Genomic DNA, 18,963 nt, shown 5'->3' with positions numbered 1-18,963 from the left:
GAATGAAAATCTGGTGTCCTAACCGATAGACGAAGGGCGCACTCGCTGTGTGGGCGCCTTATATCCAGCGACTCTGGAGACCGCAAGCGCCAAACGCAGGATTTTTGTGCTTTTCCTGTTAAAAACATCAGGAAAAAATTCAGCACCTGAAGAGCTGGAATCGGAGATGCGTCCGGGACGGCAAGTTGCTGTTTCAGATGAAGGAAATGTCGAATTTCATGGGAAAGAAGATCAACACAGTGGCACGCCCTAGGGGAGTCGAACCCCTCTTCCCAGAATGAAAATCTGGTGTCCTAACCGATAGACGAAGGGCGCACTCGCTGTGTGGGCGCCTTATATCCAGCGACTCTGGAGACCGCAAGCGCCAAACGCAGGATTTTTGTGCTTTTCCTGTTAAAAACAGCGAGAAAAATCCGACGATCCACCGGGCGGAATCGGATTCGCCACGGAGACAAAAAATCACTGCTTCAGGCGAAGAAAATAGCAATTTGTGTGTGGAGAGGAGGTCAACACAGTGGCACGCCCTAGGGGAGTCGAACCCCTCTTCCCAGAATGAAAATCTGGTGTCCTAACCGATAGACGAAGGGCGCACTCGCTGTGTGGGCGCCTTATAGCCAGAGGATTTGAGAACCGCAAGCGGCAAATTTCATATTTCTGTAAAAATTCCACAGGCGGGAGTCGATGGGCAGAACCTGCGGAATAGCCCATGGAAACAAGCGGTTGGCCTCAGCCCTTGCCGCGCCGGCAGCGCCAATTCCAGTCTCGTTGTGCGCCGATATCGATATGGACCGACTCCGTATGGCAATAGGTGCCGACGCCGCCGCGGCCAGGAATGCTGCGCAAAAATTCAGCCAGATCCCACTTGCTGACACCCTGGACTTGGATGTCTGCTGCCTCGCAGCGCGTATGCAGCGACTGCTTCGCGCGGTTGACCTTGATCGGTCTCAGGCCGGAAGTCACCATGACCTGCTTGCCGTAGTGCGCTTCCACCTTCTTCAGCATCTGCATGAGTTCGGGCTTGAAGCAGCCGGCGTCGACCTTTTCCGTCTGTAGAATCAGCCCGCTCGGTGCCAGCCGCGCCAAGCCCGAAAGGGAGGCGACCTGAACCGGCGCGCCGTCGCCATCGTCGCCGAGATGCTCTTCGTGCTCGAAATTGTAGAGCGAATTCAGTTTGACGCCCGGAAGCGTGTAGGCGAGGGAGGCTGTCTGCGGCTGGCTCGGATTGCTGGTGGTGATCGTCTTCTTTCCCGCCGGTTGGGCGGCGCGCTGTGCTTCCTGCGGCTTCTCCTTGTGCTTTCCGGCAAAGAGCGTTGCGAGCGTCCAGGCTTTCGGCGCTTGCTTGTCGCCGTCGCCATCCTTGGCCCCGGCGGACACCTGCGTTGGCTCCGCCATCGCGACTTCGGTCGCGGCCGGCGCAACCTCCGCATTGGCCACGGCCTGAAGGGCAGCCGATGTTTCGCCGCCGGCGGCAGCCTCGGCGCTGAGCGGCACGGGAACGGCTGCGGGAAGAGCGTCCTGTGTTGCAGTCGGAGCGTAAGCGGCGACCGCCGTGTGTGCCGCCGTAGCGTCGGCCTCGTTCGCGGCCCCCTGTTGGGGCGTTATGATGGGCTGAGGCTGTCGCTGGGTGCCGCTGAACAGGCTGTTCGTGGTCGCGTTCATGGCGGGTTGGCCGGCCGGCGGCGGCACGGTTCCGTTGGCCTGCGGCTGCGTCGTCGGCATGCCCTGCGGCGCCGCAGTCGGCCCGTAGATGCTGGAGGAAGCGGCACGCAGGCCTGTGTTCTGCATGGTCAGGGATTGTGCCTGACCGGAATCCTGCGCAGTGGCGGCCTGATGCGCTTGCGGATCGCTGCCGAGCGCTGCCACCTGCGCATCCCGGACCGTGCCTTGCCCGGCCGGTTCGGCCGCATGCTGAGATGTGGTCTGCCCTTCGGGGTTCAGTCCGGCGGTGACGTCACCGTCGGCGACGGCCGACACGCAGCCGCTGAGCGCCAGCAGCGAAACGGATAAAGCTGCCGCCCGCGCAATGGCAGCGAGCACTGCGCCCTTCGTGTCCGGATGTTGCAACGTCCTATCCCCGCTCTCCGTGCATGACCGGCGAAACCTTCGCCTTGTCATGCATTAAGTCTCAGTTCCGAAACATCGCTCAGAACAAACAAACTCAAGCTTCTCGCAGCGGTCCAAAAGAACGCCACGGGAAAAGATCAGGCCAAGTACAAAGGGGGTCGCCGCCACGAGACATCGCGGAAAGGACCCGGCATCAACGTCCCGCGCGAAAAAATACTCAACGACACGTGATTTGTAAACCGGCGCTAACCTTGAGCCTGCATGTTTCAAACATGCAAAGGCCCGGATCGACCGGGCCTCAGATCATTCATAGCTGCTGCTGATCGGCGACTCGGCCATGCCGACCGGAACTACCGGCCGCATAGGGTCATCCTCGCCGGTCAGAATTGCGCGGGGCTTACCATGCGCCGGTATTGGCCATCGAAGCCCAGGGCTCCTGCGGCGGACGGTGTTCGCCCTTCTGCAGGATCTCGATCGAAATGCCGTCCGGCGAACGCACGAAGGCCATGTGACCATCGCGCGGCGGACGGTTGATGGTTACGCCATTGTCCATCAGGTGCTGGCAGAAGCCGTAGATATCGTCGACCTCATAGGCGAGGTGGCCGAAGTTGCGCCCGCCGGTGTAGTCTTCCGGATCCCAGTTGTAGGTGAGTTCGAGGCAGGGTGAGAGCTCGCCGCGCGCGCGATCGATGTCGCCGGGGGCGGCGAGGAAAACCAGCGTGAAGCGGCCCTTCTCGTTCTCGTACCGGCGGATTTCGGTCAGGCCGAAAAGGGTGCAGTAGAAGTTCAAGGCCTCGTCCAGATTCTTGACGCGAACCATTGTGTGCAGATAGCGCATTGCAATGTCCCTGTTTTGCAGAAGATGGCGTATACTGGGCTGCCAGCAAGCCAGAGGCAAGGCTGCGTCCGCATATTAGATCTCGGCCAAAATATGCCGAGGGTCTTGCGTATCCGCGGCGGGACGATGTTATTCTGGTCAATAAGAATCAGTTAACCGTATCGGTAGTCGCGCGTAAACGAGGGGCTGGGAGAGAATGGCGGATAGGACATCTTCAAAAGACGTCATGCATGGTGACGACTTTGGCAGTGACGCTCTCGACCTCATCGAAATCACGGGCGTGATCAAATGGTTCGATGTCGCCAAGGGCTTCGGGTTCATCGTGCCTGACAACGGCATGCAGGACGTCCTCGTCCACGTGACCTGCCTGAGGCGCGACGGCTATCAGACGGTTCTCGAGGGCGCGCGGGTCGTAGCTCTCATCCAGAAGCGCGATCGCGGCTACCAGGCGTTCCGCATCCTGTCGATGGATCAGTCGACGGCGGTGCATCCATCTCAGCTTCCGCCGGTGCGCACCCATGTCCAGGTGACGCCGACCAGCGGCCTCGAACGGGTGCTCGTCAAGTGGTTTAACCGCACCAAGGGCTTCGGTTTCCTGACGCGCGGCGAGGGCACCGAGGACATTTTCGTTCACATGGAGACCCTGCGGCGCTTCGGCCTCACCGAGCTTCGTCCCGGACAGGTTGTCCTGGTGCGCTTCGGCGATGGTGAAAAGGGCCTGATGGCTGCCGAGATTCATCCGGACGGCCCGTCGCCGACCAGCCGGTCGCATTGATGCTCACGGTCCGAAGCCTTGCCGGAAAAAGCGCCCTGTCGGCGCTTTTTTTGTTGTTCGCCTTGGCTGCTGTGGCGCTCGCCGATGTCGCCTTCACGAAGGACAAGATGCGCCTTGTGACTGCGGACGGGAAAGTCCATGAACTGACCGTCGAACTGGCCGTCGATCCCGATCAGCGCGAGCAGGGGCTGATGTTCCGGCGGTCGATGGCGCCGGATCACGGCATGTTGTTCGATTTTGGCGAAACCCGTCGCGTGATGATGTGGATGAAGAACACATATCTCCCGCTCGACATGCTGTTCATCGACAACAAGGGCACCGTGCGCACGATCCGCGAAGATGCCGTACCATTGTCCGAGGCGATCATCGATTCCGGCGAACCTGTCGCCTTCGTTCTCGAGCTCAATGCCGGCGCCGTCAAACGACTTGCCATTCGGGCCGGAGATCGCCTCGAAGGCGCTCGAATTCCGCGCCGCTGACCCGGGGCCTACTGCATGTCTCCTTAAATCGACCTCGATTTAAGGACAAAGACATGCAGCAAATCAAAGTGCTACAGCGCCGCCAATCGTCAGATGGCTTCCGTCACCGCCTTGTAGTTTGAGGATCGGTGCCTAAATCACCCGTATCGAGACGATTCGATCCGATCGATGATGACTGCGAAGCCTTTTGGGCAGACTTCAACTTAATAAGTTGCTAATGTTCTGCCGAAGACGACAGGAGGCATCTGTGATGATCCGGAATGTGCTTGTTGCCATCGCGGCGGCCGCGGCATTTACCCAAACTGCAATGGCGGCAGACCTTGCGCAGCCGGCTGAGCCGCCGCCAGTGGTCGAAACGCCGCCCGTTTTCGTGTGGACCGGCGGCTATGTCGGTCTTCAAGGTGGCGGCGGCTGGCTGAACGGTGATTTCAGCGCGCCCGGCGGCAATGCCGCGGAAGATTTCAACGGCGGCCTTCTCGGTGCCTTTGCCGGTTTCAACTATCAGCAGGGTGATTGGGTCTACGGCATCGAGGGCGATGTCAACTATAACTGGAACGACAAGTCCGTCGATGTCGGTGGGACCTCGGCCGAAGTCGGCACCGATGTCTCCGGCGCGATACGCGGGCGTGTCGGCTATGTGCTGAACGACAAGGCGCTGCTTTATGGGGCAGGTGGCTGGACCGTCACCCGGGGCTTTGTCGACGTGCCCGGCGTTTCAAAGGAAAAAGAGACCTTCAACGGTTGGACGATCGGTGCCGGCGTTGATTATTCGTTCACCGACAACGTCTTCGGACGCGCCGAGTATCGCTACAACGACTATGGCGACAAGGACATCGGCGGCGTCAATGTCGATCTCGACCAGCACCAGTTCACCGTCGGCGTCGGTGTAAAGTTCTGATCTCAATGACCGAGATGAAGGAAGCGTCGGTCTGTGGCCGGCGCTTCCTCGATTCGTTCATGCGGAGTGCAGCCGGCCCGTCGCGCGATCGGCGACGTCTCCCTGTTTACCTCCGTTCGCGAGATCGAGAATCACACGCATCCCGTCCCTGATGGGCCGTTGCAGCGCCTTGCGTGGGCCGGACTGCAGCCTGAACCGTCCTGCTTCCTCGAGTCGAACGAGCCTGTTGCGCGAAAGGCCGAGTTCCGCCGATAGCAGGCGATCGGTACGCATGCCGATCGGCAACGGCACCGCGAGGACGATCTCAAGCTGGGTGCAGCCGTCAAGCGATTGGGCGAGTACGCGCCTTGTCACGCGGCATTCCGCGAATTCTTCAATCGTGTCCGTGTTTCGGCGAAGCCCCTCGACATCGAACGAGACCTGGCGAATCCAGCCGGAGTCGTTGTTTTGAAGCGCATCGAGCGTCTCGGGCGCGATGTCACGAACAGACCGCCGCTCGAAGATCGGGCGATTCCAGGTACCGTCGCAGTCGGCGCAGCGATAGATCAGCCAGGCATCCAGCCTGCGCCCGTTGGCATTCAGCCGTGTCTTGCCGCTGCATTCGAAGGGGCGTGTTCTGCGGCAGCGGCTGCAAGCAAGCCAGGGGCGCGGAGGAGTTTGTGGTTCAATGGTCCACAGGACCGTCAGTGTGTGAGACATGTCGTCTGGTTCTTCCAAATGGAAGTCCATCGAGACGACGGTTTGAGCACCCGTTCCGGGGACACGGTCTGGCAGCGTTTTTAGGTGATGGTTCCGCCTGGCGATGCTTCGCCGGGCTTGAGATCGGCAATGCCATTCCGGTCTCGAACCGTCACCTCAACGAACGCGTAAAAAATCAATCCGATAGCGGCGGGCGCCATCGGGCGTGCGGGGTGAAACTAGCGAGACCGGATCTTACAAAGGCAAAGCCAAACTCCAGGAGAGACAGCACGATGCGGCTGCGTATCCGTTCTATACGACCATGCGCTCGCGCAATGGTGGCTTTTGCTCGGCATAGGTGAAAATTGGCCACAGGCAATTTCTCTCAGTAAGAGTAAAATGAGGCATCAAACCTCCAGCCTGGGCGGCCGCCGTAGAGGATGGCCGCTTCTTTTTTGGGGGGCTCGCCCATCCGCCTCTGTCTCACCCGGTGCGACTGAGGCTGCGTTCCATTGGCTTCGAGCCGCTTGCGGCCGCTGAAGAAAATGAAGTGACGCGGTTGCGGCCGCTGCGCTTGGCTTCGTAGAGCGCTGCATCCGCCCTGTTGAACAAATCTTCCCACGTACCCTCGTCACCGCCGGCGAAGGCCAGCCCCATGCTGACGCTGAGCGCTATGCACTGGTCGTTGCTGATCACCACGAGCTCTTCGACCGCCCGACGGAGCCGCTCGGCGATCGCCAGCGCCTGTGCTTCGCTCGTCTGCGGGAGGTAGAGGCCGAACTCCTCTCCGCCGAGTCGGGCAAAGCAATCGCCCTTTCTGAGATTCTTCCTGATGAGATCGACAAAGGCGATCAAAGCCTGATCGCCGGCCTGGTGGCCGTGGCGATCGTTGATGCGCTTGAAGAAATCCAGATCCATGACGACGAGGCAGTCGCCGTGCCAGTTCGATCTGGGCAGTTGCGCGAGAAACCAGCGTCGGTTGCAGGCGCCGGTCAGGGCATCGGTGTCGGCCGAACACCGGAGTTCGGCTTCAGCTCTCTCCTTGACGAGGACCAGAGCAAAAAGGGCGATCGCGAAGTGGCAGATGATCGAGAGGAAAAAGGCGTAGGTGGTGGTAATCGGTATGATGCCGGGCTTCACGAGCCCGATCACCACCGCAAGGCAAAGGTTGGCGCCAACGGCCATGGCCGCCGCAAACAGGGCGCGTACCGGCAACGGTTCCCTGCTGCGATCAGATATGACGGCGAGGGCGGAGGCGGCCAGGAAGACAAAGGCGGTGGCGTTGAACACGCTGGCGCGGATGTAATTGACCACATGGAAATGCGTGGCAAGGCCGATTGCCGCGCCCGCGATCGGTATTGAAAGCGCCAGCCAGTCCGTCTTGCGTCGACGACCGGCGCTCAGGCGGCGCACGCCGATCCAGAACAACGCATAACCGCCGATCCCGAGCGTGAAGCTCGAAACCGTCCACAGATAGGCCGGCAGCAGTTTCTGTTCGCCGTAGCCGGCAAGCGTCGAAGCGAGAGCCAGGAAGAGGAAGCCACTTGCGAGAATTCCAAGACCTTCATCGCGCGGCGATTGCCAACGGGCGTAGAGGAAGCAGAACGCACCGACTAGGAACGATGATTTGTGAAGCAAGAGGACGGTAGCGAGATCGAGTTGGGTGTTCATGGGGGAAGATGCTCGGGCGGGCTTGGAAAGGCTGGCACGGCGTGGTTGTGCACTGCTTGGCTCTAACCGCAATGGATTTAGTGATTACTAAATTCGAATGACAAACCGGCATCTTTGTCCCAATTCGGGACATTTCTATCGGTCGCGGATCGCGGCTGGGCCGAAAGCCGGCTTTTCTTTAGTGCAGGCGTCAACGAAATTTCATGTTGCAGCCCAAGGGCGAACCGTGTATCTCCGGCGCCGTTGGCACGGAGTGTAGCGCAGTCTGGTAGCGCATCTGGTTTGGGACCAGAGGGTCGGGAGTTCGAATCTCTCCACTCCGACCATCGTAACGCCTAGGATGGTGTTCTCGATTTCCCGCGTATCTTCCTTTCGTCGGATGCTGGTGCGTGGCCCTTTTGTACGCGTCCTGCGCGCGACCTGTACGATCTGCCAGCGGCACGCTGTATCGGGCGCAATCCTCCGACTGAAAAGCCAAATTTATCCGGCCGAAAGTCATTCCGTTTTAAATCATTCTGCGTTATGGGAAGACGGAATGTCGGCGCCCATGAATGTTGCCGGCGAGAGTATGGAGCCGTTCGAAACCATGTCCGCAAAGATCTATCGTCCAGCAAAGACCGCCATGCAGTCTGGCAAGGCCAAGACGAATCTGTGGGTGCTGGAGTTTGATCAGGAAAAGCCGCGCACCATCGACCCGATCATGGGTTACACCAGTTCCGGCGACATGAAGCAGCAACTGCGGCTGACCTTCGAAAATGCCGAGCAGGCCATCGCCTATGCGGAGCGCAACGGCATCGAATACCGCGTGATCGCGCCGAAGGAAGCGACGCGCAAGAACGTGTCCTATCCGGACAACTTCCGTTTCAACCGGATGCAGCCCTGGACCCACTAAGTCCTCCGGCCGCATTCGACGGGCCTGGCCCGGGACGGCCCCTTAGCTCAGTTGGATAGAGCACCTGCCTTCTAAGCAGGTTGTCGCAGGTTCGAATCCTGCAGGGGTCGCCATCTCCTAATTGTCCGACCCGGAGACATAGGTAACAGTTTGTCCCTAAGACAAGGGTGACAACCTCGTGCCGAACGGGTTGTCGATGGTTTGCAAGGTTCTCTGCTCCAGGTCGATATATCCCAGATCATAATGCATGAAGCTGACGAGCCAAATGCCGTCGTCGACTTCCTTGATTCCGAGTTTCTGTCCGGCCAGCACGGTCGAGATGTTGATCTTCTTGCGGTAGATGCAGATGCGGCCGCAATTGGTGACGAGTGCGTCTCGATCGTGGAAGGGGTAGTTGATCTCCGGCAGTCCCTGGTAGGGTCTTGCGGATGCGACATAGAGGCTGGCGGGCACCTGCATGTCGAGCGCCTCGTGGGGGCGCTCCTGATTGAATTCGCTGACGAATGCATCGAAGCGGGCCTGCTGCTGGAGGATGTTTTGGCCGGGTGGCTTGGTTGCCTCCTGCTTCAGCGTCAGGTGCATGCGCTCATGCCGGCCGTTTTGTTGGGGACGGCCCGGCCTGATGCGCTCCAGCGTGATGCCGAGCCGCAGCCACCATACCGATAGTTTCGACAGATTGTAGAGCCCGTTTGGCGAGGCGAAGGGGAGCCCATTGTCGCTGCGGATCGCGATGGGCAGGCCGCACTGTGCAAACAATCGCCGGAAGGCGTCGAAGACGCCCGGCTCGCGCGTCGACTCGAAGGCTTCGCAGGCGAGAAGGTAACGGGATGCCTGGTCGGTGACCGTCAAGGGGGTAACAGTATCGGCCGTCACCGAGCTTGAACTCGCCCTTGAAATCGGCACACCAAAGATCGTTGGGCCGCAATGCTGTTGAAGTGGACGGCTCCCAACGGCATCGAATGTGCCAGAATGAGTTCGTTGAAAGCTCAATCGAGGGAGACCGTCCGTGGAACAGATTACTCGAATTGGTATGGATACGTCAAAGAACGTTTTCCAATTGCATGGTGTGAATGCGAGCGAGCTGCCGGTGCTTCGCAAGAAACTGTCACGCAGGGAAATGGTGAAGTTCTTCGAGAAGATGCCGCCGACCACTGTTGCGCTTGAGGCGTGCGGCGGTTCGCATCACTGGGCGAGATTGCTAAGCTCGTTCGGGCACGAAGTGAAGCTGATCGCGCCGCAACTGGCAAAACCCTATGTCAAGCGCGGCAAGAACGATGCGTCAGATGCAGAGGCATTGTGTGAGGCGATGAGCCGGCCGACCATGCGCTTCGTGCCGGTGAAGACCGCCGATCAGCAGGCAGCCTTGATGCTGGTCGGAGTGAGGGAAAGATTGATCCGCAATCGCACCCAGCTTGCTAATGCTATCCGCGGCTTTGCGATGGAGTTCGGTGTCATCGCCGCCAAGGGCATCTGCCGGATCGAACCATTGCTGGAGCGGATCGCCACCGATCAGTCTCTACCGGAACTGGCACGCGAGCTATTCGCCATGCAGGGTGAGGAATATCGCGAGCTGCTTGCCGAGATCAAAACCGTCGATGGACAGCTGATGGCCCTGCATCGCGCTGATGAATGCAGCAAACGGCTGGCGGAAATCCCTGGTGTCGGACCGATCGGCGCCTCGCTTCTGATGATGAAAACCCCCGACCCGGCGATGTTTAAATCCGGACGTGATTTTGCCGCCTGGATCGGCCTGACGCCAAGAGATCATTCGACGGCGGGCAAAGTCAGGCTCGGTGTGATCACCCGCGCCGGTGATGAGATGTTACGAAGTGTGCTGGTGGCGGGTGCAACCGCTGTTCTTCAGCCGGTTCGCACTGGTCGGAGTAAGAATGCTTCTCCCTGGCTCCTTGAGCTCCTCCAACGCAAGAAGCCAAAACTCGTTGCGGTGGCGCTGGCCAACAAGATCGCCCGGATCGCCTGGAAGCTGATGGTCAGCGGGGAAGCGTACCGAAGACAACCCCAAGATATCCCGCAGGAGGCCGCAGCGCTGGCGGCATGACAGATCGGCCATCACGATGAGCAGAGAATGACCGCTGCTGTATTGAGTTGATGCGTGAACTTGCAAGAAGGAAGCAGATGGTGTGATCGATCGATCCAAGACGCGTGATGCTCCGTTTGTCCCAATGGCCGTTAAAGGTCGAAATACTGCTTGGAACTCGCGTCGCGGAAACCATCTTGGCCAGTGGTCATGTGCGGCCACACCCAAAGGCCGCACATATGGAAGCAAGCGATCCGATCAAAATTATCTGCAGAAAACACTTGCAAATGGGAGCCGTCCACATATGGGACAAGGCCGTACCTTCGGCCCGGTGCCGTTGCCGCTTGCGGGCATGGGCGACCAGACCATGTCGATCGAGAACGGCATGCACCGTACTCTTTGACGGCACCCGCACGTCGCCGGCCAGGCGCTTCACCAGCAGTTCCCTGATCTTCCTGGCCCCCCAATGCGGCTTCTCCTTCTTGCAGGAGACGATCATCGCCTCGACCGCTCCGGGCAACTGGTTGGCATAGCGCACCGGCCGTCGAGACCGATCCGTCAGCGCCTCCAGACCGTCGTCCTTATAGCGATTGAAGATCTTGTAGCCGGTCTTGCGCGAGATGCCGAAGGCCCGGCACACATCGCTCATGCCTTCGCCCTCAAGCAGCCGGGCGACAAATCGCAGACGTTCTTCCATCACCGAAGTCTCTTTCCACGGCATCAACACCTCCCGCAAAAAGCGAAAAGTGTCACCATGTCTCCGGTACGAAACGTCACCTATCTCTCAGGTCGGGCAAATCGTCTGTTCTTCAACGGAAATTCGAGAGACCTGCCTCCAGTTGGGCGGGGTAGCCTAGGTCGCATCCGATTCCAGCGACTCCACGAAATGGATCACCTCGCTTACCGTCTTGTCGTTCCAGATGTCGTTGTGACCCGAGCGCTCGCCAACCAGCATCTGCTTGGGGTCAGCAGCGATGTGATAGAGCGCCTCGCCCGAAGACAGGGGAATGCTGTCGTCCAACCGTCCGTGAATGAAAAGCTTTGGCTGTTTCACCGCCGCTATCTTGAGGTCGGAGCGGAAGGAATCCTTGATGAGAAGCGAGACCGGAAGGAATGGGTAGCGCGCCTGGGCGACCGACTGAACCGACAGATAGGGCGAGACAAGGATCATGCCGGTTGCCGGTCGTTGTGTCGCCGCGTTCACGGCGACGCCGGTGCCAAGCGACCGACCGAGTACGACGATGCCCCCTTTGACGCGAGACGCCAGCCAGTCGAACGCCGCGATGCCGTCGGTCAGCAGACCGTTCTCGCTTGGTGAACCGGTGGATCCCGGATAGCCGCGATAGGAAATCGCGAGCAGTCCAATGCCCCGCGCGGCCAGGGCCTGTGCGAGAAAGCCGTAGTTGTCGACCCGATCGCCATTCCCGAAAAAGAGCAGCACACTGGGCCTGTCGGGGTTGCCTTCGCTGTAAAGCCCGTGCAGCGTCTCGCCATCCGGCGTCTTGACGGAGACATTCTCGCCCCAACTCGCTCGCTCAGGCGCGGCAATGTCTTCGGCCCCGGGGTAGAGAAGCGTGCGTTGCGAAAGATAGATGAAGCCGAGAAGCAGAAGATAGGTCGGGACCGCCGATAGCAGCAAGATCAGCAGAAGTCTTGGGATGTTCATGACGTCATGCCCGGCCGTAGAGAGAGAAAAGACGACGGCAAATGTACTGTGGTTTCAGCGGGATTGCGAACTGGCTGGAAGAGCGCGTGGATATTTTTCACTGATGTCCGGCCGAAATTATAAAAGGCGGACATCTGGTCCCATGCCTTGCCGGTTCTCGATCTCAATCAAGCTGGATTGAGGTCTCCGATGTTGAATGCGGTCAAGGCCGGATTCGGCGTTCACCTGCAGCGCTTGCACTTGCGCATAAAAAAACGGGCCGGTGGATGACTCCGACCGGCCCGTTCCGGCAAAAGGCGGAAAGGGGAACGTCTCTGCGCGGGGCTGCAGCGCCGCGCGTAGGGAGATCGATACGGTCTGATAATGCCCGAATGCCATTTCCAGAATTGACATTTATCGCTCAAAATTTGACATTTCCCGCATGCCTTCCGATGGACGTCTACAATCTGTGATCGAAGTTTCCGTCGTCATCCTGCCGGAGTCGTCGATCATGTCGCTTGCGTCGGTGCTGGATCCGATGCGTGCCGCCAACCGCATCTCTGGACGCGACGTGTTTCGCTGGCGGCTGCTTTCGGCCGACGGAAAACCGGTGACGTTGACCTGCGGCGTGCCGATCGTGGTCGACGGCAAGTTCGCCCAGCCACTTGCCGGCGACGCATTGCTGGTGATCGGGGGCTTCAACCTCGATCGGCATGTCGGCAAGAAATTCATCGGAATCCTGCAGGAGGCCTCCCGGCATTTCGATATCATAGCCGGCATCGAATCAGGCTGCTGGCTGCTCGGGCGGACCGGCCTGCTCAATGGCCGCAGGGCAACCGCCCATTGGGAAGAACTCGAGGATTTCAGCCAGGCCTTTCCGGCCTTGACCGTGCTTGGCGATCGCTTCGTCGCCGACGGAAAGTTCTGGACGTCGGGCGGAGCCTCGCCGACTTTCGACATGATGCTGCACTGGATCACGCAAAGGCTGGGTTCGGCTCTGGCCCTCGATGTCGCCAGCATCTTCGTCTATGACCAGACGCACAGCGCCACCGATGTCCAGCCATTCGTATCGCTCGGGCGGATCGAGACGCGCGATCCGGAACTTGCAGACGCGATACGGCTGATGGAGCGCACGCTCGAGCGCCCGTTAACGATCGCAGCCTTGACGAAGCGGCTGTCGATTTCGCAGCGCAAGCTGGAGTTGCTTTTTGCGCGCGGGCTATCGACCAGCCCCGGCGCCTACTATCTTCGGCTCCGCCTCCAGGTCGCACACCGTCTGGTGCGCGATTCCGGCAGCCCGATCCGCGAGATCGCGCTTCGTTGCGGCTTCGACAGCCTGTCCGCCTTTTCCCGCGCCTACAGCCGCGAATATGGGATGAGCCCATTGAAGATGCGCGCGGCGCGGAGGGCGGCTGCGGCGTAGCCGATTTGCTGAGTGGGTGAATGCCGCCTGCGGCACCGCGCGTGTTCAGGCGCGCAAAGGTCGCCGGCGCACTTTGATTTGCTGCATGCCAACCGACTGCGATCATAGGAGACCTGCAGCGTGGCAATCAGACTACAGGTCACGACAGGTGCTAGTGAACGGTGTGTGGCGGCTCGTCGGTAAATGCCTGGATACCGTCTCGCTGGACGGTCGCAATGAACTCCTCAAAGGCTTCTCGATCGGTGGGGAAGGGCTCCTCCCACGTGGTGGAGAAGCCTTCCTCGTCGATCACCTCGAGTACCCAATCGAGATTCGTGCCCGCCGGCCGATAGATCCGCAATTCGACGATGACGCCATCGTCACTGAACTGGCCAGAAAAATCCGAGTATTCGTAGGTCTGCTCTTCATCAGTCATGTCAGCAGTGTAACACGCTTGATAGAGGACGTCTCATGCTGTTCGGCAGTTATCGCTGGCCCGGCGCGCAACGATGCTCGCCGTTGCTGGCACCTTTGCTCTCGTCCTTCTAGCGGTATGTCCCGCCTGGATAGCGGCTTATCGACGACGAAAAGCTGCCGAATGGCTCGGCAGCACCATCCATAATCCGGACGCCGACCGCCAAGCGAGAGACGCGTGGCGGCCAGGTTGTTTGCTATCGCAAGGGTTTCTTGCCAGGTTCGAAGTTACGCGCGCTGCAGGAAAGACGCTGTTCGCTTCGGGAGGCGGCCGTTATCGGCAGCGCGCTTCGTATCGGCGGCCATAGCGATCGCGATAGATGCAGTAGCCTTCGCGTTCACGGGAACGACCGATGAGGTTGCCCATGATGCCACCGGCCACGGCACCGATCGCCGCGCCGCCCCAACTGTCACTTACGACGCCTCCGATGATGGCGCCCGTGCCGGCGCCGATGGCGGTCCCTTTCTCAGTCTGCGTGCAGGAAGCAAGCGTACCAACTATTCCAATCGCAATGATAAGCTTTTTCATGCCTTTTACCCCTTTGCTACAAATCAACCCGGGAGTTCACCACTCTGCATCCTTAGCGTGAGGTTCAGCATCTACGCAACGCGCGCAATTGTCGATAGGGGTGATGCCGGGGGCAAGCGGATCGCTGGCATTCACGCAATCGGACAACCCGAAGCCCTCCAGCCGTCGATCCCGTCAACCGGTTGTAGACCTTGTTAGCGCAGCGGCGGTTATCGCCGGTAGCCTTGCCCGGTGACGGCCGACGATCGGCCCATAACGTAGCCGATCGTAAGCGCGCGGAAGCCGACGGTGAGCATTAGGCCGGTTGCGGTGCGTGGGTGATCGGCGGCCCCGACAGCGGACAGCGCCTGCCTTACGGCGCACGGCATCAGCAGGCGATTCATTCGGTTTCCGGCAAGGCCCGCTTCAGATCTTCCCCACGTCGTGCGTCTCTGGCTGGCCAGGGAGGGAACTGTCGACCTGACGGGAACGTTCCGTAATTGCACGTTAGCGTCGCCCGGCACCGCTCATAGGGGCGGCGCCAGCGGTGCCAGGCTACCAGCCGTGCGGCTCGCGTATTCATCGGCGGTTCAGGCTGAATAGCCCAAAATAATTACAAGATAGGAGGAATCACGATGAAAAAGCTCTTATCCGCCTTCGCAGCGATTGGTTTGGCTGCGTCTTTCGCCGTGCCGTTGAGCGCCGCTCCGATTTTCGTGCCCAAACCCGAGCAAGTACAGGCCGGCACTGTCGATCAGGTCAGTCACCGGAGCCATCGTCATTGGCGCGCCGATCGCCGGTGGCATCATCGTTGGGATAGGCGGTACGCTTGGCGTTCATGTCACTACTACGGCAGGTGCTATCCGCGACATTACGGGTACTATCGCGGCTATGACCGCGGGTACTATGGCTACTATGACCCGTACCGCTACCGTCGATCTGGCGTCACCGTCTATTTCGATTTCTAGCGTGCCGATCGCGATTGGCGCCTGAATCAGCGGGCTGCTTCTGTCCCCGACAGACTTCTGCGGCTGCTCGAGCGTTCGCTGTAATGTCCAACCTCTCGATCTTTGCCGATCGGGAAGCGCCGCTTTGTCTTTGGCGGATGCCGGCCGCGACAATCCGTCAAACTGTGACAGACGCTTGACTTATTGTTGAACCATTGAAAAACCAGTGGTGAGCGCGCAGGGATTCGAACCCTGGACCTACTGATTAAAAGTCAGTTGCTCTACCGGCTGAGCTACGCGCTCCCTGGCCGCGGCCGTGAAGCCCGGCGGAAGTGGGCGGACATATGCACGCGTGTTTCCTGTCGGTCAACCTAAAAATTGCGGGTTTTGCGAAGAAACCGTGCATGGCGCAATGATCGCCAAAAGGTGATTGGTATCATCGTGATCCTGCGGCTAAGGAATGGCCCAAATGCCGCATGCCGGAGTTCTTGCCGTTGTCGATCGCCGATATTTCCATCTGGACCGCCATTCTTGCCGGCGCCCTGTCGTTCCTTTCCCCCTGCGTTCTGCCACTGGTGCCGCCCTATCTTTGTTACATGGCCGGCGTTTCGGTCGACCAGTTCCGCGGCGGTGATGCGGCGACGATCGGCAGCACCCGGCGCGCGGTCCTGCCGGCAGCACTCCTGTTCACGCTCGGCTTCGCAACCGTCTTCGTGGCGCTCGGGGCAGGGGCCTCGTCGATCGGCATGCTGCTCCGGCAGCATATGGATCTCTTGTCGCGCATCGGCGGCGTGATCATCATCATCATGGGCTTGCATTTCCTCGGCGTGTTCAAGATCGGTTTGCTTGCGCGCGAGGCGCGCTTCCAGGGCGGCGGCAAGCCGGCGACACTCTCTGGCGCCTATATCATGGGGCTCGCCTTCGCCTTCGGCTGGACGCCGTGCATTGGCCCTGTGCTCGGCACGATCCTCGGCGTCGCCGCTGCGCGCGACACCGTGTCCGACGGCGCCATGCTGCTTGCCGTCTATTCGCTCGGGCTTGCCGTTCCGTTCTGGATCGCCGCCGGTTTCTCCGGCGCCTTCATGCGCTTCCTGTTCCGCTTCCGCCGCCATCTCGGCCTGGTCGAAAAGCTGATGGGCGGGCTTCTCGTGCTTGCCGGCCTTGCATTCCTCTTCGGTTTCATCAGTTCGGTGGCCATCTGGTTCCAGCAGACCTTCCCGATCCTGATGAAAATCGGCTAGGGCATTCCCGCGTATTTCGGAATCACTTTTCGCTGGGGCCGGCCTAATCGTCAGGCCGATATCCGGGCTAGAGCATCCCGTTTTCAAGTGGAATCACTTGCAGCGGAAAGATGCTCTGGAAACAAAGTGCTAGAGCGACCTTGTGCGTTCATTTGAATGCAGGGCGCTGCGGGCGCGCGAAGGCCTGGGCTGGCTCGGGGAAGTGAAAGATGCGAGGGGAAAGATGACGGAAATCGCGGGGCTGGTGCTGCCGTTCTTCGGCCTGATCTTTCTCGGTTATCTGACGGCGCGCTTCGTCCATCATCCGGGCGAGGCGATGGGTTGGCTCAACACCTTCATCATTTACCTCGCTCTGCCGGCGCTGTTCTTCAAGCTGGTGTCGCGCACACCGATCGAACAGTTGGCGCGCGCCGATTTCATCCTGACGACCGTCGGTGCGACCTACATCGTTTTTTCGCTGATCTTCCTCATCGGCGTCCATGTGCGGCGCAATTCTATTGCCGAGGCGACGATCCAGGGCTTTGGCGCCGCCTACGGCAATATTGGCTATATGGGGCCTGGACTGGCGCTTCTTGCTCTCGGTGATGCGGCCGCAGTGCCGGTGGCGCTGATCTTCAGTTTCGAGAATGCAGCGCATTTTGCCGTCGCGCCGGCGATGATGGCGATATCAGGGGGCCGGCAGGAAAGGCCGCTGGCGCTCGCCGCAAGCGTCGCGCGCAAGATCATCCTGCACCCGTTCATCCTTGCGACGCTTGCCGGTGTCGTCGCCGCCTTCTTCGCGGTGCAGCCGCCGGTGCCGGTTCGGCGGCTTATCGATTACCTCGCCCAGTGCGCAGCACCGTGTGCGCTTTTTGCCATGGGCGTGACGTTGGCGCTGCGGCCGATCAAGCGCATTCCCGTCGAGATCGGCTACATCGTTCCGGCGAAGCTGCTGTTGCATCCGCTGGTCATGTTCACGGCCATGAGCCTGACCGGGAACTACGATCCGATCTGGGTGCAGACGGCAGTCTTGCTCGCCGCGCTGCCGACGGCGACGAATGTCTTCGTCATCGGTCACCAGTACGGTGTGTGGCAGGAGCGCGCCTCGGCGACGATTCTGATCACCACGACGCTTTCGGTGGCGACTGTCACCGGCCTGCTTTATCTCATCCGCTCAGGCGCTCTTCCGCCCGATCTTTTCCCGTAGGCTGTCCTTGAGGGCGTGAAGCGCGCTGCCGGGGTGAATGCCTTCGCGCATCAGCAGGCTGCGAAGCGGCCCGACGGCGGAAAGCACATGCAGTCCAAGCGCGCGCAGCGCCTGCACCGGCAGGAAGCCGGAAAGCAGCGAGCGATTGAGAAGATCGACGCTCGCAGTGCGGCTGACAATATCCAGCCGGCGGCGACTGTCGAAGCGGTCGCCAATATCGTCGGCAAGCGTCTCTCCCTTCGATGCACCGATGAGATCGACGAGCGTCATCACGTCCCGCAGGCTGAGATTGAGCCCCTGAGCCCCGATCGGCGGAAAGGCGTGCGCCGCTTCGCCGAGAAGGACGACGCGGCTCTTGCCGAAGCGTTGTGCCGTCATGCCGGAAAGCGGGAAGGATTGTGGCGCGCCCTCCACCGTCACCTTGCCGAGAATCGATTGCATGCGGTCCTCGACCGCGCGGGAGAGTGCGGCAAGGTCGAGCGTCAGCGTTTGCGCAGCATCGTCGGGCTTGCGCACCCACACGAGGCTGGAGCGGTTGCCGGGCAGGGGAACCTGGGTGAAGGGGCCGCTTTCGGTGTGGAACTCTGTCGAGATGTTCTGGTGTGGCAATTCGTGTGCGAAGTTCAAGACGACCGCCGTCTGCGGGTAGGACCAGGTGCTGACGGAGATCTTCGCCGCTTCGCGCACCGGGGAGCGACGACCATCGGCGCCGACGAGGAGATGGGCGCTGCATTGGCTGCCGTTCGCCAGGTCGATGGTCGCGACAGTGTCCGAAAGGTCGAAGCCGATTGCGGAGGCGGTGATGCGCGTCAGCGTCGGGCTCTCTTCGGCCCGCTGGCGGAGAATGTCGATGAAAGGCGCGTTCGGGATATTGTAGCCGAAGGCGTCGAGCCCGACTTCCGAGGCGCGGAAATTGACAGGCGGCGCGCGCAGCAGCCGGTTGGTTCCGTCGAGAATGCGCATGGTCGCGAGCGGCGCGGTCAGCGGCTCGACCTTTTCCCATAGGTTGAGCTTCTTGAGATACTCGATCGATTGGTCCATCAGCGCGGTGGTGCGTCCGTCGGCGACCGCCGGCTCGGGGCCGATCAGAGCGACGCGGTAACCGGCGTCGGAAAGCGCGATGGCCGCGAGCGATCCCGCGAGGCCTGCACCGATGATGGCGATGTCATAGTGATCCATGATGCAACCAAACCCTTTCGCACACGCTGTGAGGCGTCTCGGTCGAAC

At 60.3% G+C, this 18,963-nt stretch carries 18 protein-coding genes, 5 tRNA genes and 2 pseudogenes; 11 read left to right on the top strand and 14 right to left on the bottom strand.

Annotated elements, in window-relative coordinates:
• Nucleotides 1-240: 240 nt before the first annotated feature.
• The 4 genes from AC0C6X_RS13315 to AC0C6X_RS13300 all read right to left on the bottom strand — a co-directional run bounded on the left by AC0C6X_RS13315 (nt 241) and on the right by AC0C6X_RS13300 (nt 2,902).
• Nucleotides 241-315 (bottom strand) — tRNA-Glu (locus tag AC0C6X_RS13315).
• A gap of 200 nt (nt 316-515) precedes the next feature.
• Nucleotides 516-590 (bottom strand) — tRNA-Glu (locus AC0C6X_RS13310).
• A gap of 136 nt (nt 591-726) precedes the next feature.
• Entirely contained in the window at nt 727-2,064 is a 1,338-nt protein-coding gene (locus AC0C6X_RS13305; protein ID WP_472953517.1) for a D-Ala-D-Ala carboxypeptidase family metallohydrolase, read from the bottom strand.
• 397 nt (nt 2,065-2,461) lie between these two features.
• On the bottom strand, nt 2,462-2,902 hold the full coding sequence (locus AC0C6X_RS13300) for a VOC family protein (protein WP_173516445.1): 441 nt from the start codon (nt 2,900-2,902) through the stop codon (nt 2,462-2,464).
• A gap of 196 nt (nt 2,903-3,098) precedes the next feature.
• Between AC0C6X_RS13300 and AC0C6X_RS13295 the strand changes: the two genes are divergently transcribed.
• From AC0C6X_RS13295 to AC0C6X_RS13285, 3 genes are all read left to right on the top strand, one after another.
• A complete protein-coding gene (locus AC0C6X_RS13295) occupies nt 3,099-3,677 on the top strand; it encodes a cold-shock protein (RefSeq protein ID WP_043623636.1) in 579 nt (192 codons plus the stop codon).
• On the top strand, nt 3,677-4,156 hold the full coding sequence (locus AC0C6X_RS13290; RefSeq protein ID WP_173516446.1) for a DUF192 domain-containing protein: 480 nt from the start codon (nt 3,677-3,679) through the stop codon (nt 4,154-4,156). Before AC0C6X_RS13295 ends, AC0C6X_RS13290 begins: the two co-directional genes overlap by 1 nt.
• A 250-nt stretch (nt 4,157-4,406) precedes the next feature.
• Nucleotides 4,407-5,054 (top strand): outer membrane protein, encoded by a 648-nt coding sequence (locus AC0C6X_RS13285; protein ID WP_173516447.1) that lies wholly within the window; start codon nt 4,407-4,409, stop codon nt 5,052-5,054.
• A 57-nt stretch (nt 5,055-5,111) separates the two neighbouring features.
• Here the strand turns inward: AC0C6X_RS13285 and AC0C6X_RS13280 are convergent, their stop codons facing one another.
• Nucleotides 5,112-5,771, bottom strand: coding sequence for a DUF1062 domain-containing protein (locus AC0C6X_RS13280; RefSeq protein WP_472953514.1), 660 nt, complete (start codon nt 5,769-5,771; stop codon nt 5,112-5,114).
• Between the two features lie 444 nt (nt 5,772-6,215).
• On the bottom strand, nt 6,216-7,403 hold the full coding sequence (locus AC0C6X_RS13275) for a GGDEF domain-containing protein (RefSeq protein WP_472953512.1): 1,188 nt from the start codon (nt 7,401-7,403) through the stop codon (nt 6,216-6,218).
• A 249-nt stretch (nt 7,404-7,652) separates the two neighbouring features.
• Between AC0C6X_RS13275 and AC0C6X_RS13270 the strand changes: the two genes are divergently transcribed.
• The 3 genes from AC0C6X_RS13270 to AC0C6X_RS13260 all read left to right on the top strand — a co-directional run bounded on the left by AC0C6X_RS13270 (nt 7,653) and on the right by AC0C6X_RS13260 (nt 8,408).
• Nucleotides 7,653-7,729, top strand: a tRNA-Pro gene (locus AC0C6X_RS13270).
• A gap of 260 nt (nt 7,730-7,989) precedes the next feature.
• A complete protein-coding gene (locus tag AC0C6X_RS13265) occupies nt 7,990-8,295 on the top strand; it encodes an ETC complex I subunit (protein ID WP_113537239.1) in 306 nt (101 codons plus the stop codon).
• A gap of 36 nt (nt 8,296-8,331) precedes the next feature.
• A tRNA-Arg gene (locus AC0C6X_RS13260) sits at nt 8,332-8,408 on the top strand.
• A gap of 43 nt (nt 8,409-8,451) precedes the next feature.
• Here AC0C6X_RS13260 and AC0C6X_RS13255 read toward each other — a convergent pair.
• Nucleotides 8,452-9,229: pseudogene (locus tag AC0C6X_RS13255) on the bottom strand (integrase core domain-containing protein); the annotation flags it as partial.
• A 72-nt stretch (nt 9,230-9,301) separates the two neighbouring features.
• Between AC0C6X_RS13255 and AC0C6X_RS13250 the strand changes: the two are divergent.
• Nucleotides 9,302-10,354, top strand: a complete 1,053-nt coding sequence (locus AC0C6X_RS13250; protein WP_173516469.1) for an IS110 family RNA-guided transposase — start codon at nt 9,302-9,304, stop codon at nt 10,352-10,354.
• 286 nt (nt 10,355-10,640) lie between these two features.
• On the opposite strand, the pseudogene AC0C6X_RS13245 reads toward AC0C6X_RS13250, so the two are convergent.
• From AC0C6X_RS13245 to AC0C6X_RS13235, 3 genes and pseudogenes are all read right to left on the bottom strand, one after another.
• A pseudogene (locus tag AC0C6X_RS13245) lies at nt 10,641-11,054 on the bottom strand (helix-turn-helix domain-containing protein); the annotation flags it as partial.
• Nucleotides 11,055-11,186: 132 nt separating this feature from the next.
• On the bottom strand, nt 11,187-11,999 hold the full coding sequence (locus AC0C6X_RS13240) for an alpha/beta hydrolase (protein WP_472953510.1): 813 nt from the start codon (nt 11,997-11,999) through the stop codon (nt 11,187-11,189).
• A gap of 117 nt (nt 12,000-12,116) precedes the next feature.
• Nucleotides 12,117-12,392, bottom strand: coding sequence for a hypothetical protein (locus AC0C6X_RS13235; RefSeq protein ID WP_173516463.1), 276 nt, complete (start codon nt 12,390-12,392; stop codon nt 12,117-12,119).
• A 28-nt stretch (nt 12,393-12,420) separates the two neighbouring features.
• Here AC0C6X_RS13235 and AC0C6X_RS13230 point away from each other — a divergent pair, with 28 nt between their 5' ends.
• Entirely contained in the window at nt 12,421-13,401 is a 981-nt protein-coding gene (locus AC0C6X_RS13230; RefSeq protein ID WP_247959019.1) for a GlxA family transcriptional regulator, read from the top strand.
• Nucleotides 13,402-13,552: 151 nt separating this feature from the next.
• Here the strand turns inward: AC0C6X_RS13230 and AC0C6X_RS13225 are convergent, their stop codons facing one another.
• Both AC0C6X_RS13225 and AC0C6X_RS13220 read right to left on the bottom strand, forming a co-directional pair.
• Nucleotides 13,553-13,816: a hypothetical protein gene (locus tag AC0C6X_RS13225; protein WP_173516465.1), complete on the bottom strand. Its 264-nt coding sequence runs from the start codon at nt 13,814-13,816 to the stop codon at nt 13,553-13,555.
• 312 nt (nt 13,817-14,128) lie between these two features.
• Nucleotides 14,129-14,383 carry a YMGG-like glycine zipper-containing protein gene (locus tag AC0C6X_RS13220; protein WP_173516466.1) on the bottom strand — a complete coding sequence of 85 codons (255 nt, stop codon included), beginning with the start codon at nt 14,381-14,383 and terminating at the stop codon, nt 14,129-14,131.
• 614 nt (nt 14,384-14,997) lie between these two features.
• Here AC0C6X_RS13220 and AC0C6X_RS13215 point away from each other — a divergent pair.
• Entirely contained in the window at nt 14,998-15,330 is a 333-nt protein-coding gene (locus AC0C6X_RS13215; protein WP_247959018.1) for a hypothetical protein, read from the top strand.
• Nucleotides 15,331-15,536: 206 nt separating this feature from the next.
• On the opposite strand, the gene AC0C6X_RS13210 is transcribed toward AC0C6X_RS13215, so the two are convergent.
• Nucleotides 15,537-15,612 (bottom strand) — tRNA-Lys (locus AC0C6X_RS13210).
• A 191-nt stretch (nt 15,613-15,803) separates the two neighbouring features.
• Between AC0C6X_RS13210 and AC0C6X_RS13205 the strand changes: the two genes are divergently transcribed.
• Together AC0C6X_RS13205 and AC0C6X_RS13200 are read left to right on the top strand one after the other, a co-directional pair.
• Nucleotides 15,804-16,550, top strand: coding sequence for a cytochrome c biogenesis CcdA family protein (locus AC0C6X_RS13205; RefSeq protein ID WP_472953531.1), 747 nt, complete (start codon nt 15,804-15,806; stop codon nt 16,548-16,550).
• Nucleotides 16,551-16,773: 223 nt separating this feature from the next.
• Complete coding sequence (locus tag AC0C6X_RS13200; RefSeq protein WP_173516470.1) at nt 16,774-17,736, top strand: AEC family transporter; 963 nt, start codon at nt 16,774-16,776, stop codon at nt 17,734-17,736.
• On the opposite strand, the gene AC0C6X_RS13195 is transcribed toward AC0C6X_RS13200, so the two are convergent.
• Nucleotides 17,704-18,915: a UbiH/UbiF family hydroxylase gene (locus AC0C6X_RS13195; RefSeq protein WP_472953507.1), complete on the bottom strand. Its 1,212-nt coding sequence runs from the start codon at nt 18,913-18,915 to the stop codon at nt 17,704-17,706. The genes AC0C6X_RS13200 and AC0C6X_RS13195 overlap by 33 nt on opposite strands.
• Between the last annotated feature and the right edge of the window lie 48 nt (nt 18,916-18,963).

It is taken from the genome of Ensifer sp. VA4 (assembly GCF_055710065.1).
The sequence above is the reverse complement of the archived record's forward strand: the minus strand, read 5'-3'. Positions and strand labels throughout refer to the sequence as shown.

What these genes read in the sequence shown, in the direction of transcription:
- AC0C6X_RS13265 (WP_113537239.1), top strand. Translation starts at nt 7,990, where the DNA reads ATGTCCGCAAAGATCTATCGTCCAGCAAAGACCGCCATGCAGTCTGGC.
- AC0C6X_RS13290 (WP_173516446.1), top strand. Translation starts at nt 3,677, where the DNA reads ATGCTCACGGTCCGAAGCCTTGCCGGAAAAAGCGCCCTGTCGGCGCTT.
- AC0C6X_RS13275 (WP_472953512.1), bottom strand. Translation starts at nt 7,403, where the DNA reads ATGAACACCCAACTCGATCTCGCTACCGTCCTCTTGCTTCACAAATCA.
- AC0C6X_RS13235 (WP_173516463.1), bottom strand. Translation starts at nt 12,392, where the DNA reads ATGTCAATTCTGGAAATGGCATTCGGGCATTATCAGACCGTATCGATC.
- AC0C6X_RS13240 (WP_472953510.1), bottom strand. Translation starts at nt 11,999, where the DNA reads ATGAACATCCCAAGACTTCTGCTGATCTTGCTGCTATCGGCGGTCCCG.
- AC0C6X_RS13285 (WP_173516447.1), top strand. Translation starts at nt 4,407, where the DNA reads ATGATCCGGAATGTGCTTGTTGCCATCGCGGCGGCCGCGGCATTTACC.
- AC0C6X_RS13215 (WP_247959018.1), top strand. Translation starts at nt 14,998, where the DNA reads ATGAAAAAGCTCTTATCCGCCTTCGCAGCGATTGGTTTGGCTGCGTCT.
- AC0C6X_RS13295 (WP_043623636.1), top strand. Translation starts at nt 3,099, where the DNA reads ATGGCGGATAGGACATCTTCAAAAGACGTCATGCATGGTGACGACTTT.
- AC0C6X_RS13195 (WP_472953507.1), bottom strand. Translation starts at nt 18,915, where the DNA reads ATGGATCACTATGACATCGCCATCATCGGTGCAGGCCTCGCGGGATCG.
- AC0C6X_RS13300 (WP_173516445.1), bottom strand. Translation starts at nt 2,902, where the DNA reads ATGCGCTATCTGCACACAATGGTTCGCGTCAAGAATCTGGACGAGGCC.
- AC0C6X_RS13200 (WP_173516470.1), top strand. Translation starts at nt 16,774, where the DNA reads ATGACGGAAATCGCGGGGCTGGTGCTGCCGTTCTTCGGCCTGATCTTT.
- AC0C6X_RS13230 (WP_247959019.1), top strand. Translation starts at nt 12,421, where the DNA reads ATGCCTTCCGATGGACGTCTACAATCTGTGATCGAAGTTTCCGTCGTC.
- AC0C6X_RS13225 (WP_173516465.1), bottom strand. Translation starts at nt 13,816, where the DNA reads ATGACTGATGAAGAGCAGACCTACGAATACTCGGATTTTTCTGGCCAG.
- AC0C6X_RS13220 (WP_173516466.1), bottom strand. Translation starts at nt 14,383, where the DNA reads ATGAAAAAGCTTATCATTGCGATTGGAATAGTTGGTACGCTTGCTTCC.